The sequence below is a fragment of the Sphingobium lactosutens DS20 genome, assembly GCF_000445105.1.
GTDB lineage: Bacteria > Pseudomonadota > Alphaproteobacteria > Sphingomonadales > Sphingomonadaceae > Sphingobium > Sphingobium lactosutens.
Genome location: NZ_ATDP01000101.1, coordinates 50,208 through 65,090, shown reverse-complemented (window position 1 = coordinate 65,090; position 14,883 = coordinate 50,208). Strand labels below are relative to the sequence as shown.

The following is a 14,883-nucleotide window of genomic DNA, read 5'->3' as shown; positions in this document are numbered from 1 at the left end:
TCATGCTCAGTCGCTATTTCATAGACCGGCCGATCTTCGCCTGGGTCATCGCCATCGGCATCATGCTGGCGGGTCTGGGCGCGATGCTGTCGCTCCCCATCGCGCAATATCCCGACATTGCCCCGCCCGCCGTCGGCATCAGCGCCACCTATCCCGGCGCCAATGCCGAAACCGTGGAAACCAGCGTCACGCAGGTCATCGAGCAGCAGCTGACCGGCATTGACGGCCTCATGTATTTCTCGTCCTCCTCCACCAACAACGGGCAGGCGCGGATCACCGTCACCTTCCAGAAGGGCACCGACCCCGACACCGCCCAGGTGCAGGTGCAGAACAAGGTGCAGCAAGCGCTCAGCCGCCTGCCCAATGCAGTGCAGCAACAGGGTCTGACCGTCACCAAGCAACAGACCGACTTCCTGCTCGTCGTTGGCCTCTATGACGAAACCGACACGGTCACGCAGGCCGATGTCGCGGACTATCTGGTCAATAATTTCCAGGACCCAATCGCGCGGATCGACGGGATCGGCGCGACCCAGGTCTTCGGGTCGCAATATGCGATGCGCATCTGGCTCGATCCGTTCAAGCTGGCGACCGTCAAGCTGATGCCGTCGGACGTGCAGAGCGCCATCCAGTCCCAGAATGTCGAGGTATCGGCGGGTCAGATCGGCGCTGATCCCGCACCCGAAGGGCAGCAGCTAAACGCCACCGTCCGCGCGCGCTCGCGGCTGCAAACCCCCGAACAATTCCGCAACATCATCGTCAAGACGCAATCGGACGGATCGGTGATCCATCTGTCCGACGTGGCGCGGGTGGAACTGGGCAATGAAAGCTATACGACCTCGGCCCGGCTGAACGGTCATCCGGCGTCCGGCATGGCGTTGCAGCTGGCGCCGGGCGCAGATGCGCTCAAGACCGCTGAACTGGTAAAGGCCAAGGTCGCCGACCTATCGGCCAACCTGCCCCATGGCTACAAGGTCGTCTATCCGCGCGACACCACGCCCTTCATCCAGCTGTCGGTCGACGAAGTCATCCACACGCTGATCGAGGCTGTGGTGCTCGTGGTCGTCGTGATGTTCCTGTTCCTGCAAAGCTGGCGCGCGACGCTGGTGCCCGCCATCGCCGTGCCGGTCGTGCTGCTCGGCACCTTCGGCATCCTTGCCCTGTTCGGCTATTCCATCAACACGCTGACCCTGTTCGGCATGGTGCTTTCGATCGGCCTGCTGGTCGATGACGCCATTGTGGTGGTGGAAAATGTCGAGCGACTGATGGAGGAAGAAGGGCTTTCCCCGCGCGACGCGACCATCAAGTCGATGGGGGAAATTGGCGGCGCGCTAGTCGGCATCGCTCTGGTTCTGTCCGCCGTCCTGTTGCCCATGGCCTTTTTCGGCGGGTCGACCGGCGTCATCTATCGCCAGTTTTCCATCACCATCGTGTCGTCGATGCTATTGTCGGTGCTGGTCGCGCTGATCCTGTCGCCAGCGCTGTGCGCGACCTTGCTCAAGGCGTCGGCGCATGACCAGCGGCAACGCGGCTGGGCGGGCAAGTTCAATCGCTGGTTCGATCGCCTGACCCATGGCTATGTCCGCCGGACCGAGCAGGTGCTGGGCAAGTGCATGCTGTTCTGGGGCGCTTATGTGGTGATCCTGGCGGTGCTGGTGCTGCTGTTCACCCGCCTGCCCACCAGCTTCCTGCCGGTCGAGGATCAGGGACAGGTCATGGCGCAGGTGTCGCTGCCGGCCGGCGCCAAGTCCAGCCGTACGGCGGTCGCGGCCGAACAGCTGCGGCAATATTTCATGAATGACGAAAAGGACAATGTCGCCTTCGCCTTCATCCTCACAGGCTTCAGTTTCCAGGGGCAGGGGGAGAATGTGGCGCAGGGCTTCATCAACCTTGCCCCGTGGGATGATCGCAAGGGCAGCGCCAATTCCGCCAGCGCCATCGCCCAGCGCGCCAACAAGCAATTGGCGGCGATCCGCGATGCCACCGTGCTGGCGATGACGCCGCCCGCCATTCGCGGTCTTGGCCAATCCAACGGCTTCACCTTCGAACTGCTCAACAGCGGTGGACTGAGCCGGGACCGCTTCCTGGCGCTGCGCAACCAGTTGATCGCCGCCGCCGCGAACGATCCGATCCTGTCGGGCGTGCGCGCCGCCACGCTAGAGGATACGCCGCAGCTTCAGGTCGATATCGATTCTGAAAAGCTGGCGGTGCTGGGCCTTACCCAGTCCAGCGTCGACAATGTGCTCTCCTCCGCCTGGGGCAGCACCTATATCAATGACTTCATTGATCGCGGGCGGGTCAAGCGCGTCTATATGCAGGCCGATGCTCCCTATCGCGCGCTGCCCGACGATCTCGACAAATGGATGGTGCGCCAGAGCGCGACCGGTGAGATGGTGCCCTTCTCCGCCTTCGCCACCACCCACTGGGTGATGGGGCCGACGTCCGTGTCGCGGTTCAACGGTCTGTCGTCCTTCGAAATTCAGGGACAGGCCGCCGAGGGCGCGAGTTCGGGCGAGGCGATGGACCGGATCGTCGAACTGCAAAAGCAATTGCCCGCCGGCACCAGCTATGCGTGGAGCGGCCTGTCCTATCAGGAACAGCTGTCGGGCGGGCAGGCGCCTTTGCTCTACGGCCTTTCGGTGCTCGTCGTCTTCCTCTGCCTTGCGGCCCTGTATGAAAGCTGGTCGATCCCGCTCGCGGTGCTGCTGGTCATCCCGCTGGGCCTCGTCGGCGCGGTCATCGCCGTCTGGGCACGGGGGCTGGAAAATAATATCTTCTTTCAGGTCGGACTGCTCACGACCATGGGCCTTGCCGCCAAAAATGCGATCCTGATCGTCGAATTTGCCGAGCTCGCCCATCATCAGGGCAAAAATGCCTGGGACGCGGCGCTGGAAGCCGCACGATTGCGCTTTCGCCCGATTCTGATGACCAGCCTGGCCTTTATCGCGGGCGTGGTGCCGCTGGCGATCGCGACAGGGGCCGGCGCGCAAAGCCGCGTCGCCATCGGCACTGCGGTGATCGGCGGCATGACGACCGCGACGCTGCTGGCGATCTTCCTCGTGCCCCTCTTTTTCGTGACGATCCTGCGCTTGTTCGGCAAGGACAAGCCCGCAGGCTCCGCCGCTGGAACGGAGGCCATGGCATGACCCGCGCATTGTTCGGCATCACCACGCTTCTGCTGGCGGGCTGTTCGATGACGCCCGCTTATGAACGGCCGGCTGCGCCCATCCCTGCCGCCTTGCCGCAGGGCGAAGCCTATGCGCCCCAACCCGATGGAACGCGCGCGGGCCTTCCCTGGACGCAGCTGGTGCAGGACCCACGCCTGCGTACCATCATCGACCGCGCGCTCGTCAATAACCGCGACCTGCGCGCTGCCATCGCCAATGTGCAGTCGGCCCGCGCGAAGTATCGCGTCCAGCGCGCCGCGCAGCTGCCCACCGTGACGGCAGACGCGAGCGCCAGCATCAGCCAGCGCAATGACGCCCGGCAGGATAGTTACAGCGCCGACATCGGCTTCAGCGCGTTCGAGATCGACCTGTTCGGCCGGGTGCGCAACCTGACGCAGGCCGCGCTGGAATCCTATCTGGCGACGGAGGAAGGGGCGCGTTCGACCCGCATCGCGTTGATCGCGGAAACCGCCAGCGCCTATGCCACGCTGGCGGCGGATCGGGACCTGCTAGCGCTGGCGCGGCAGACGCAGGCCAGCGCGCAGCGAACACTAGACCTCACCCGGTCCCTGAACGCCGCCGGACTGGCCGGGAAGCTCGACGTGCATCAGGCCGAAACCATCGTCGAGCAAGCCGCGTCCGATGTCGCCGCCACCGTGACGCAGGTAGCGCAGGACCGCAATGCACTGGACCTGCTGATCGGCGCGCCAGTCGAGGACGCGCTGCTGCCCCAGTCGCTCGACAGCCTGATCCCCGGCATCGCGCGCGTGCCCGCCGGCCTGTCGTCGGACATATTGCTCCAGCGACCCGATGTGCTGCAGGCCGAACATCAGCTCAGGGCCGCCAATGCGGATGTCGGCGCAGCGCGCGCGGCGATGTTCCCGACGATCAGCCTCACATCGGCCATCGGCGTGGCGAGCACCGCCTTGTCATCGCTGTTCAGCGGAAACGCCTTTGGCTGGTCGGCCAGCCCGTCGGCCAGCCTGCCGGTCTTCGGTGGTCCCAATCGTGGCAATCTGGAATATAGCAAGGCGCAGCGCGACCTATATCTCGCGCAATATGAAAAGGCGATCCAGACGGCGTTTCAGGAAGTGGCGGACGGATTGGCGCGCGCCGGAACGATCGATGCGCAGCAAGCGGCGCAGCGGCGGCTCGTAACCGCCAACGCCCAGGCCTATGACTTGGCAGAACAGCGCTATCGCGCCGGGATCGACACGTTCCTGACGGCACTCACCAGCCAGCGGTCCCTCTATAATGCTCGGCAATCGGCGATCGCCACGGACTTGGCGCTCGTCACCAACCGCATCCTGCTCTACCGCGTCATCGGCGCCGATCAGTAAGGATCATCGGTTCGTTATCCGGCCAGGCAGAACAGGCTTGGCTGGCGGGGACGGCTCGTCAACATAGATGCGGTCCACCGAGGCTTGCGCGCGCAAGGCCAACCCTTATCCGTACCACGCCGTATCATTTGCGTCACCCCATGCCCAATGTCTTATCATCAGCCAGCCATATGATAACATAGCCGCAAAAGAAGATTGGTGGAGTGGATCATGCTGTTGGTGGCACGGTTTCTGGACTGGCTTTGCGCGCTGTTCGCGTCAGGCGCGCAGGATGCGCTGCGGATCAATCAGTTAATCTGTCCCTTGTCGCATCATGGCGAACGATCGGACGGCAAACGCCGCTGATAGCTCGCACCCCCCTAAGCCTCTGTAAAAAAAGGGCCGATCCGAAGACCAGCCCGTGAAAGTTTTTAGGAGAGGATGCCTGAAAGGCAGGTTTGTTTTGCGATAGAATTATTCTCATCGCAAGTGCGAAAGTCATGTGAGCGGTTGCAAAATGTGCAATCGTGGCAAAATGCAACGCTTTCCGTAGCGAAAACGCCTCATGCCTTTTCGCCAGCCTCACCCGATTCGCGCTGTCCGCTCTGTTCCGACTCGCAATGACGCAGCCGCCGCGACCAATAACGTGACCGCAGCAAACGCCATCGTCCAGATCGGCGCGCCGGGGAAAAAGGCCTTCATGATCGACCCCATCACCGTCGCGACGAGCAGCTGGGGCAAGACGACGAAGATGTTGAACAGGCCCATATAGATGCCGATCTTGGCCGCGGGCAGGCTGGACGCCAGCATGGCATAGGGCATGGCCAGAATGGACGCCCAGGCGATGCCGATGCCCACTTCGCTCAGCAGCAGCCAATGGGGATCGCGCACGAACAGGAAGCTCGCGAAGCCGGCAGCGCCAGCGGTCAGGCACAGCGCATGCGTCCGGGCCTGGCCGATGCGCCGAGCGACCCAGGGCAGCAGCGTCAGCGCCGCCACCGCCGCCACGCCATTATAGACGGAAAACAGGACACCTACCCAGTTGCCGCCGGCCTGATAGGCGCTGCTCGCCGGATCAGCGGACCCGAACATATATTGGGCAACGACCGGGGTGGTATGGATCCACATGATGAACAGGGCCGACCAGCTGAAAAACTGGATGACCGCCAGCCGCCGCATGATCGGCGGCATGGCGGAAACGTCACCCACGATATGCGCCAGCATCGTGTCCGCGCGCCCGGCGCGAGCCAGCGCTATCGCGGCCATGCTCGCAACGCCATAGCCGGCCAGCAGCGCGGCGAGCAGATAGACTTCCTTCTCCATCCCCCACGCATAGACCAGCATGGCGATCATCAGCCCCGCGCCGACCCAGGCCCAGCAGGGGGCTATGCTGCGTCCGGCCAGATCGGGGGCGGCAGGCACATCGGCCCCGCCGTCAAAGCCACGCAATTGGTCGGGGGTGTATTCGCGCGTCGTCAGGACGGTCCAGAGCACAGCGCCGAACAGCGCCGCACCCCCCGCCCAGAAGCTGTAGCGCACCGTGTCTGGCACCTCACCCGCCGCCGCGACATTGGAAACGCCCAGATGATCGAGCGCATAGGGGAAAAGCGACCCCACCACCGCGCCGGCGCCGATGAACGCGGTCTGCACCGCATAACCCGCGACATGCTGGTCCTTGCGCAGCATGTCGCCGACAAAGGCGCGAAATGGCTCCATCGAGATATTGAGGCTGGCGTCCAGCATCCACAGCAGAAGGGCGGCCATCATCAAGCCGTGGCTTTGCGGCATCGCCAGCAGCGCGATTGCGGCCAAAATCGCGCCGGCCAGAAAATAGGGCCGCCGCCGCCCCAGTCTTCCCAACCAGGTGCGGTCCGACAGGTGGCCGATCACCGGCTGCACCAGCAGGCCTGTCAGTGGCGCGGCGACCCACAAAGCGGACAGATCATCGATGCTGGACCCCAGTGACTGGAAGACGCGGCTCATATTGGCATTTTGCAGGGCAAAGCCGATCTGGATGCCGAAAAACCCGAAGCTGATGTTCCACAGCCCGGCAAAGCCCTGACGCGGCTTGTCCATGCCTTTCCCTTCCCGTCCCTTCCCGTCCCTTCGCGGCCGGCCTTGCGCCGCCTGCGCCAACCCCAGGCGCTGGCACGAGCGATCACGGGATACAAGGACGCATACGAATACATCGGGCCATTGAGCAGGTTGCTTCCATCCGGTCGAGCGCCGCTGTGCCACTGCGGAAGTCTTGCATTATGTATGAGTAATGCGTTAGTGTGTCCTTCCAAAGACCGCACAACGCGCCTGCCCGAAGGAGAGTTTCCGTGCCCAAGACCCCATGCTGTGCCGGCCCGTCGCGGCGCGACCTTCTGGGCGGCGCTGGCGCGGCGGCCGTCATGGCTGGCGCGGGAACAATGGTCTGGCCAGCATTCGCCCTTGCGCAAACCGCGCCCACCGCACCGGCGCGCCCCGCCCGCCTCAAGCCTTTCGACATGGCCAATGTCACGTTGACCGATGGGCCGTTCCTCCATGCCCAGCGGATGACGGAGGCCTATCTGCTGCGGCTGGCGCCCGATCGCATGCTGCATAATTTCAGAATCAATGCCGGCTTGCAGCCCAAGGCGCCGGTCTATGGCGGATGGGAATCCGAGCCGACCTGGGCAGAGATTAATTGCCACGGGCATACGCTGGGCCATTATCTGTCCGCCTGCGCCCTGGCCTATCGCTCGACGCAGGACCGCCGCTTCAAACAGCGCATCGACTATATCGCCAACGAACTGGCCGCCTGCCAGGATGCAGCGCGGTCGGGCCTGGTCTGTGCCTTTCCCGACGGCCCTGCCCTGGTCGCGCGGCACATCAATGGCGAACCGATTACCGGCGTGCCCTGGTACACGCTGCACAAAATCTATGCCGGGTTGCGCGACGCCGCGACCCTTGCCGACAGCAACCGAGCGCGTCATGTCCTTCTGCGCCTCGCCGACTGGGGGGTGGGGGCAACGCATCCGCTCAGCGACGCGCAGTTCGAAGCAATGCTGGCTACAGAGCATGGCGGCATGAACGAAATCTATGCCGATCTATACGCCATGACCGGGACAGAGGCGTATCGCACGCTCGCCCGCCGTTTCTCGCACAAGGCGGTGATGGAGCCGCTGGTTGCGGGCAAGGACCTGCTCGACGGCATGCACGCCAATACGCAGGTGCCCAAGATCGTCGGATTCCAGCGCGTCTATGAGGAAACGGGCGACGATCGCTATGCCAAGGCGGCCGACTTCTTCTTTCGCACCGTTGCCCACACCCGATCCTTTGCCACGGGTGGACATGGCGACAATGAACATTTCTTCGCCATGGCCGACTTTGAAAGCCACGTCTTTTCGGCCAAGGGTTCGGAAACCTGCTGCCAGCATAATATGCTCAAACTGGCCCGCCTGCTGTTCATGCAGGACCCGCAGGCCGACTATGCCGATTATTATGAGCGCACGCTCTACAACGGCATCCTCGCCTCGCAGGACCCCGACAGCGGCATGGCCACCTATTTCCAGGGCGCGCGGCCGGGATATATGAAGCTCTACCACACGCCCGAGGACAGTTTCTGGTGCTGCACCGGCACGGGCATGGAAAATCACGTCAAATATCGCGATTCCATTTATTTCCATGATGACAGGTCGCTTTATGTCAGCCTGTTCGTGCCCTCCTCCGTCCGGTGGGCGAACAAGGGTGCGCGACTGGAGCAGACCACGTCCTTCCCCGAAACGCCAACGACCAACCTGCGATGGACACTGCGCGCGCCGGTCGAGATCGCGCTGCAGCTGCGGCATCCGCGCTGGAGCCGCACGGCCATGGTGCGCGTCAACGGCCGCGACGTCCTGCGATCGACCGCACCGGGGCGTTTCGTGGAGGTCACGCGGCTATGGCGGGATGGCGACCGGGTCGAACTCATCCTCGACATGGCGCCGGCGGTCGAACGCGCACCGGCCGCGCCGGATATCGTCGCCTTCACCTACGGCCCGCTGGTCCTGGCTGGCGCGCTCGGCCGGCAGGGGCTTGAACCCGGCGCCGACATCATCGTCAACGAACGCAAATATGGTGACTATAATGATGGGGCCGTAGCCGTGCCCGATATTGCTGGCGATCCCGAGCGACTGGCCGAGCGGGTCAAGCCCGGTGGCGGTCCGCTGGAATTCACGATCCCGGCGGCCGATGGCGCGCCGGTGCGCCTGATCCCCTATCACCGCATCGCCCATGAACGCTACGCAACCTATTGGAAGGTGCAGCCAGTCACCGCCTGACCGCCTCACCTGAGCGTGTCGGCCCGGACAATCGTCCTAACCTCCATCAATATCGCCGCATTTGTCGGAAACATCGGTCATCGCGGGTTGTTCGTGGTCGCAGGGTCATCACGACCGACAGGAGATCGATTTCCATGGCGACGCACACAGGCAGCAATGCAGTTCCCACCGGTAACAAGGGGAAGGATGCCGCGCCCGATCGCACGGACAGCTACCAGGAAAAGCAGGGACAGGGCGGTGAAACGCACCAGAGCGTTCGGGACGACGGCGCGACACTCACCACGTCGCAAGGCGTTCCGGTCGCGGACGACCAGAACAGCCTGAAACAGGGTGCGCGCGGTCCGACGCTGCTGGAGGATTTTCACTTTCGCGAGAAAATCTTCCATTTCGACCATGAGCGGATTCCCGAGCGTGTCGTCCATGCCCGCGGCTATGGCGCGCATGGCTATTTCGAACTCACCGAAAGCCTGTCCGACATCACCCGCGCCGACATTTTCCAGCGCGTCGGCGAAAAGACGGAGGCCTTTGTGCGCTTTTCCACCGTTGCAGGGTCAAAAGGGTCGCCAGACGTGGCCCGCGACGTGCGCGGCTTCGCCGTCAAACTCTATACCAAGGAAGGCAATTGGGACATTGTCGGCAATAATATCCCGGTCTTCTTCATCCAGGACGCGATCAAATTTCCCGACCTGATCCACGCCGCCAAGCCCGCGCCCGATCGCGGCTTTCCGCAGGCGCAGACGGCCCATGACAATTTCTGGGACTTCATCAGCCTCAGCCCCGAAAGCATGCACATGGTCATGTGGATCATGTCGGATCGGACGATCCCCCGTTCCTTCCGCATGATGGAGGGCTTTGGCGTCCACACCTTCCGTCTGGTCGATGCCGACGGACAATCCTCCTATGTCAAATTCCATTGGAAGCCCAAGCTCGGCCTTCAATCCGTGGTCTGGAACGAGGCGGTCAAGCTGAACGGCGCTGACCCCGATTTCCATCGCCGCGACCTGTGGGACGCAATCGACGCGGGCGATTTCCCGGAATGGGAGCTGGGCGTCCAGATTTTCGATCAGGACTTTGCCGACAATTTCGACTTCGACGTGCTCGATGCGACGAAGATCATTCCGGAGGAACTGGTGCCGGTGCGGATCGTCGGCCGCCTGGTCCTCGACCGGTTGGTGGACAATTTCTTCGCCACGACCGAGCAGGTCGCCTTCTGCACGCAGAATATCGTGCCCGGCATCGACTTCACCAATGACCCACTGCTCCAGGGCCGCAATTTCTCGTATCTCGACACGCAATTGAAGCGCCTGGGCTCGCCCAACTTCACGCATCTGCCGGTCAATGCGCCACGCTGTCCCTTCGCCCATTTCCAGCAGGACGGACATATGGCCATGCACAATCCCGCCGGCCGCGCCAATTATGAGCCCAATAGCTGGGGCCCCGCGCAGGGCGGCCCGCGCGAAGACCCGGCGCGCGGCTTCACCAGCGTCGCCGCCCGACCCGATGGCGACAAGCTGCGTATCCGCCCGGAAAGCTTTGCTGACCATTACAGCCAGGCGCGGCAATTCTACGTCAGCCAGACGTCGATCGAACAGAAGCATATCGGCGACGCGCTGGTGTTTGAATTGTCCAAGGTGGAACGGCCCGACATCCGATCGCGCATGCTGTCGCATCTGATGCATATCGATGATGCCCTTGCTAATACTGTCGCCAACGGGCTTGGCCTCTCCTTGCCGGAAAAGGCCAAGGCTGCGGTTGCGCCCAAAACCGACCTGCCGCCGTCCGACGCGCTCAGCATCGTCAAGAACGGACCGCAGACATTCGCCGGTCGCAAGCTTGGCCTGCTGGTGAGCGATGGCGCGGACGCGGGACTTGTGAAGGCGCTGATGGACGCAGTGAAGGCGGCGGACGCCCTGTGCGAAGTGATCGCCCCCAAAATTGGCGGCGCGACGCTGAGCGATGGCACACTGCTCCCCGCCCAGCAGAAGATCGATGGCGGACCGTCCGTCCTGTACGATGCGGTCGCGGTGATCCTGTCGGACGAAGGCGCGACCCTGTTGTCGAAGGACGCGCCGTCCAAGGACTTCGTCGCCGACGCCTTCGCCCATTGCAAATTCATGGGCCTGTCGCCCCAAACCAGGCCGCTGCTGGTCAAGGCCGGGATAGCGGAGGATTTGGACGATGGCTGCATGGGCCTTGAATCCGCCGACGATGCCAAGGCTTTTGTGGCAGCGCTGGGGCCGCTGCGCTTCTGGGACCGCGAAGCCAAGGTCGACCTCGACGCCATGAACTGAAACGCCAACGCAAAGGAGGAATATCATGTCCATCATCGACAAGGTCGTTGCGGCGGTGACGCCGCCCGAAAGCGAAGAAGCGCGCGTGAAGGCGCGGCAGGATGCCGAGGCGGTCGCTCGTCCCGGCGACTGGCTGTCGCAAATCCTGGACCATCATCGACAGATCGAGGCGCTCTTCGCAGCGGTCAAAGCCGCCACGACACCGTCGGCGCGGCGCGACGCGCAAAAGCGCCTTGCCCTTGTCCTCACCGGTCATTCCATTGCGGAAGAAGCGGCAATCTACCCCGCGCTGGCCGCCGACAAACAGGTCGGCCATGCCGAACTGGCCTATCAGGAGCAATCCGCCGCCAAGATGGAAATGGGCCTGCTCGAACGGCTTGATCCAATGAGCCAGGACTATCTCGACAAGCTGGAGCATATTCGCGGCGCGGTAGCCCACCATGTCTATTCCGAGGAAGGCACATGGTTTCTGGAACTGGCGAAAGATGCGTCGCCCGACGAACAGGCGATGATCGCACAGCGATACCGCGAGGAATTTGATCGATACGCCATGTCGCCGGCCTGATCTGACCCCAATAGCGTAGCAGGATAATGATGGGGCGGCCCGACCATGAAGGTGGGCCGCCCCGCATTTGTTTCTGAAAAATTGCAGCCCACCCTGCCCCAAGCCTCCCCGCCGCTTGACCAAGTGAACGTTATCAAATAGGTGAACGTTCACAACAACGCACCAGATGCCGAGTCGCGGCACGGGGAGGGGATATATGCGCATTTCCAAAGCACATCGTGTGTCAGCTTTCGTCTGTGGCGCGTCGGCCATGGCCATGGCGGTCGGCAGCCAATCGGCACTGGCGCAGGACGCAGCCGCCGACGATCAGTCCACCGAAATCGTCGTCACCGGCATCCGCGCCAGCCTCTCTGCCGCGCGGAATATCAAACGCGACGCACAGGGCGTGGTCGATGCGATTTCGGCCGAGGATATCGGCAAATTTCCGGACACCAACCTGGCGGAATCGCTTCAGCGCATTACCGGCGTGTCGATCGACCGCTCCAATGGCGAAGGGTCTACCGTCACCGTCCGCGGCTTCGGCCCGGAATTCAACCTGGTGCTGCTGAACGGCCGCCAGATGCCGACATCCAGCCTGGGCGACGGCGCCAGCGCGCCCGCCAGCCGTTCCTTCGATTTCGCCAATCTGGCGTCGGAAGGCGTCGCGGGCGTCGAAGTCTACAAGTCGGGCCGCGCAACGCTCCCCACCGGCGGCATCGGCTCGACCATCAACATCAAGACCCCCCGCCCGCTCGATCGTCCCGGCCTTCGCGGCAGTTTCGCGGTCAAGGGCGTCTACGACAGCTCGCGCAACGACAGCGACCCGATCACGCCTGAAGTGTCCGGCATCATTTCCGATACCTTTGCCGATGGCCTGTTCGGCATCGCCGTCACGGGTTCGTGGCAGAAGCGCAAGGCAAGCGTGAACCAGGCCAATGTCGGCTGGCGCGACGGCTATCTGGGGTCTGAAAATAACTGGGGCTCGCTGCCGATGGAGGGCGATCCGCGCTTCGCCAATATCGAAAATCGTCCCGGCCCCAACGACGTCTATCAGGTCCAGCAAAATGCCAGCTACGACCTCAATGACATCAGCCGCGAGCGTCTGAACGGGCAGGTCGTGCTTCAGGTCCGCCCGGCGGAAAATCTGACCGCGACGATCGACTATACCTATTCGCGCAACACTGTTCAGGTGCGTAATTCCAACGTCGGCATCTGGTTCAACTTCAATGATGTGTCGAGCAGCTGGACCGACGGTCCGGTCGCGGGTCCGAACTTCTACACCGAACGCTTCGGCGTCAACGAAGGCAAGGACCTCTCCTATTCGGGATCGCTGACCGAAAACCGGTCCGAAAACAAGTCGCTGGGCGGCAATATCGCCTGGGATGGCCCCGGCGGCTTGCGGCTGGAACTGGACGCGCATCATTCGACTGCGGAGTCCGGCGCGAACAATCCCTATGGCACCAGCACCTCTGTCGGCACCGCCATTTTCGGCGTAGCCAGCCAGACGGTCGATTATACCAAGGACCTGCCGGTCATTTCCGTCACCATGCATGACGGTATCGACCCGCTGGACGCCGGCAATATCCAGGCGACCGGCAATGCGTTCCGCAACGCCTATTTCAAGGATCGCATCAACGAAGCGCAGCTACGCGGCAGCTATGATTTTGATAACTCGATCCTCGACAGCCTCGATTTCGGCGTGACCTATATCGAGAACAAGGTGCGTTCCGCCTATGGCTATATCCAGAACGACACCTGGGCGGGTTCCACCACCAAAGAACAAATGCCCGATGACCTGTTCACGTTGACCAGCATCCCCGACAAGTTCAAGGGCGTGTCGGGCGCTGGCGACCCGGCAATGATCCAGCAATTCTACACCTTCAATTTCGAAAAAATGGTGTCGTTCCTCGACGATCTGAACGGCATCTGCGGCGGCGACGGCAATTGCCTCTCCACCTTCACCGTCGACCGCCGCATTCGCGAACGCACCGTCGCCCCCTATATTCAGGGCAATTTCGAATTCGACGTCGCCAATCGCCCGGCGCATTTCCGCGCTGGCCTGCGCTATGAAAAGACCAAGATCAAATCGTCGGCGCTGGTGCCGGTGCCGACGGCGACCGAATGGGTTTCGATCAACGAATTCAATCTGGTCTTTGGCGGCGGCAGCGATTTCACCACCTTCCGGGGCGATTACGACAATTGGCTGCCCGCCTTCGACGTCGATTTCGAACCGATCGACAATGTGAAGCTGCGCGCCAGCTACAGCCATACCATCACCCGGCCCGACTATGCCTCGATGCAGGGCGGTCAGACGCTCGACCAGCTGTTCCGCATCGGCGGCGGCACCGGCGCGCGCGGCAATCCGGGCCTGCTGCCCTACAAGTCCAAGAATATCGACCTGTCGGCCGAATGGTATTATGCCCCGGCCAGCTACCTGTCGGTCGGCTTCTTCGACAAGCGGATCAGCAATTTCATTTCCAGCACGCGGGTCGATACCGACGCCTTCGGCCTCACCAACCCGGCAGACGGTCCACGCTATCAGGCGGCGGTCGCTGCGCTGGGCGCCGGCGCCAGCACGACCGCGATCCGCAACTATATCTTCGCCAACTATCCTTCGTCGGTGGAAATCCAGAGCTTCGACCCTGTCACCGGCAACTATACCGGTAAGATACTGGGCCTGCCGGAAGACAATCCGGTCAATTTCCAGGTCACGACCCCGATCAACTCGGACCAGACCGCCCATCTCTATGGCTTTGAGTTCGCGATCCAGCATAATTTCTGGGACACGGGCTTTGGCACCATCCTCAACTATACCATCGTCAGGGGCGACGCGACCTACGACAACAGCCAGCCGTCCAGCGTCGCGCAATTCGCGCTGACCGGCCTGTCCGACAGCGCCAACGCCGTCCTTTTCTATGACAAGAACGGCATCCAGGCGCGTGTGGCCTATAACTGGCGCGACGAATTCCTGTCTGGCACCGGCCCCAATCCCTTTTATGTCGAGGCCTATGGCCAGGTCGACGCCAGTGCGAGCTGGGAATTCAAGAAGGGCTACACCGCCTTTGTCGAGGCGATCAACCTTACCGGGTCCAGCCGTCGCGGCCATCTGCGCAGTGACCAGAATGTCTTCTTCGCCTCGCCGGGCTACGCCCGCTATGGCGCGGGCATTCGCATCAACTTCTGACGCGGCTTGATCGCCGTCCCGCCTGATGGGACAAGACCGCGCCGGACATTGCGCCCGGCGCGGCCTTGCCATCGGGGCAGGCCCGAGCATTGGAG

Annotated in this window: 8 protein-coding genes; 7 read left to right on the top strand and 1 reads right to left on the bottom strand. The window is 62.8% G+C overall.

What is annotated here, in order from left to right:
* The first annotated feature begins 2 nt into the window (after positions 1–2).
* The 3 genes from RLDS_RS46280 (at position 3) to RLDS_RS57210 (ending at position 4,849) form a co-directional block, all read left to right on the top strand.
* Positions 3–3,143 carry an efflux RND transporter permease subunit gene (locus RLDS_RS46280; RefSeq protein WP_021227249.1) on the top strand — a complete coding sequence of 1,047 codons (3,141 nt, stop codon included), beginning with the start codon at positions 3–5 and terminating at the stop codon, positions 3,141–3,143.
* Positions 3,140–4,504 carry an efflux transporter outer membrane subunit gene (locus tag RLDS_RS46275; protein WP_021227248.1) on the top strand — a complete coding sequence of 455 codons (1,365 nt, stop codon included), beginning with the start codon at positions 3,140–3,142 and terminating at the stop codon, positions 4,502–4,504. Before RLDS_RS46280 ends, RLDS_RS46275 begins: the two co-directional genes overlap by 4 nt.
* Positions 4,505–4,714: 210 nt before the next feature.
* A complete protein-coding gene (locus RLDS_RS57210; RefSeq protein WP_269078220.1) occupies positions 4,715–4,849 on the top strand; it encodes a hypothetical protein in 135 nt (44 codons plus the stop codon).
* Between the two features lie 216 nt (positions 4,850–5,065).
* Here the strand turns inward: RLDS_RS57210 and RLDS_RS46270 are convergent, their stop codons facing one another.
* Positions 5,066–6,559 carry an MFS transporter gene (locus RLDS_RS46270; protein ID WP_021227246.1) on the bottom strand — a complete coding sequence of 498 codons (1,494 nt, stop codon included), beginning with the start codon at positions 6,557–6,559 and terminating at the stop codon, positions 5,066–5,068.
* 248 nt (positions 6,560–6,807) lie between these two features.
* Here RLDS_RS46270 and RLDS_RS46265 point away from each other — a divergent pair, with 248 nt between their 5' ends.
* From RLDS_RS46265 to RLDS_RS46250, 4 genes are all read left to right on the top strand, one after another.
* Positions 6,808–8,769, top strand: coding sequence for a glycoside hydrolase family 127 protein (locus tag RLDS_RS46265; protein ID WP_021227245.1), 1,962 nt, complete (start codon positions 6,808–6,810; stop codon positions 8,767–8,769).
* Between the two features lie 134 nt (positions 8,770–8,903).
* Positions 8,904–11,060: a catalase gene (locus RLDS_RS46260; protein ID WP_021227244.1), complete on the top strand. Its 2,157-nt coding sequence runs from the start codon at positions 8,904–8,906 to the stop codon at positions 11,058–11,060.
* Positions 11,061–11,085: 25 nt separating this feature from the next.
* A complete protein-coding gene (locus RLDS_RS46255; RefSeq protein WP_021227243.1) occupies positions 11,086–11,625 on the top strand; it encodes a hemerythrin domain-containing protein in 540 nt (179 codons plus the stop codon).
* A 196-nt stretch (positions 11,626–11,821) separates the two neighbouring features.
* The gene (locus RLDS_RS46250) at positions 11,822–14,788 is read left to right on the top strand and encodes a TonB-dependent receptor (RefSeq protein ID WP_031298628.1); all 2,967 of its coding nucleotides are present in this window, start codon (positions 11,822–11,824) and stop codon (positions 14,786–14,788) included.
* The last annotated feature ends 95 nt before the right edge of the window (positions 14,789–14,883 follow it).

Coding starts and splice junctions, on each gene's coding strand:
- RLDS_RS46270 (WP_021227246.1), bottom strand. CDS start 6,559: ATGGACAAGCCGCGTCAGGGCTTTGCCGGGCTGTGGAACATCAGCTTC.
- RLDS_RS46250 (WP_031298628.1), top strand. CDS start 11,822: ATGCGCATTTCCAAAGCACATCGTGTGTCAGCTTTCGTCTGTGGCGCG.
- RLDS_RS46275 (WP_021227248.1), top strand. CDS start 3,140: ATGACCCGCGCATTGTTCGGCATCACCACGCTTCTGCTGGCGGGCTGT.
- RLDS_RS46255 (WP_021227243.1), top strand. CDS start 11,086: ATGTCCATCATCGACAAGGTCGTTGCGGCGGTGACGCCGCCCGAAAGC.
- RLDS_RS46260 (WP_021227244.1), top strand. CDS start 8,904: ATGGCGACGCACACAGGCAGCAATGCAGTTCCCACCGGTAACAAGGGG.
- RLDS_RS46280 (WP_021227249.1), top strand. CDS start 3: ATGCTCAGTCGCTATTTCATAGACCGGCCGATCTTCGCCTGGGTCATC.
- RLDS_RS57210 (WP_269078220.1), top strand. CDS start 4,715: ATGCTGTTGGTGGCACGGTTTCTGGACTGGCTTTGCGCGCTGTTCGCG.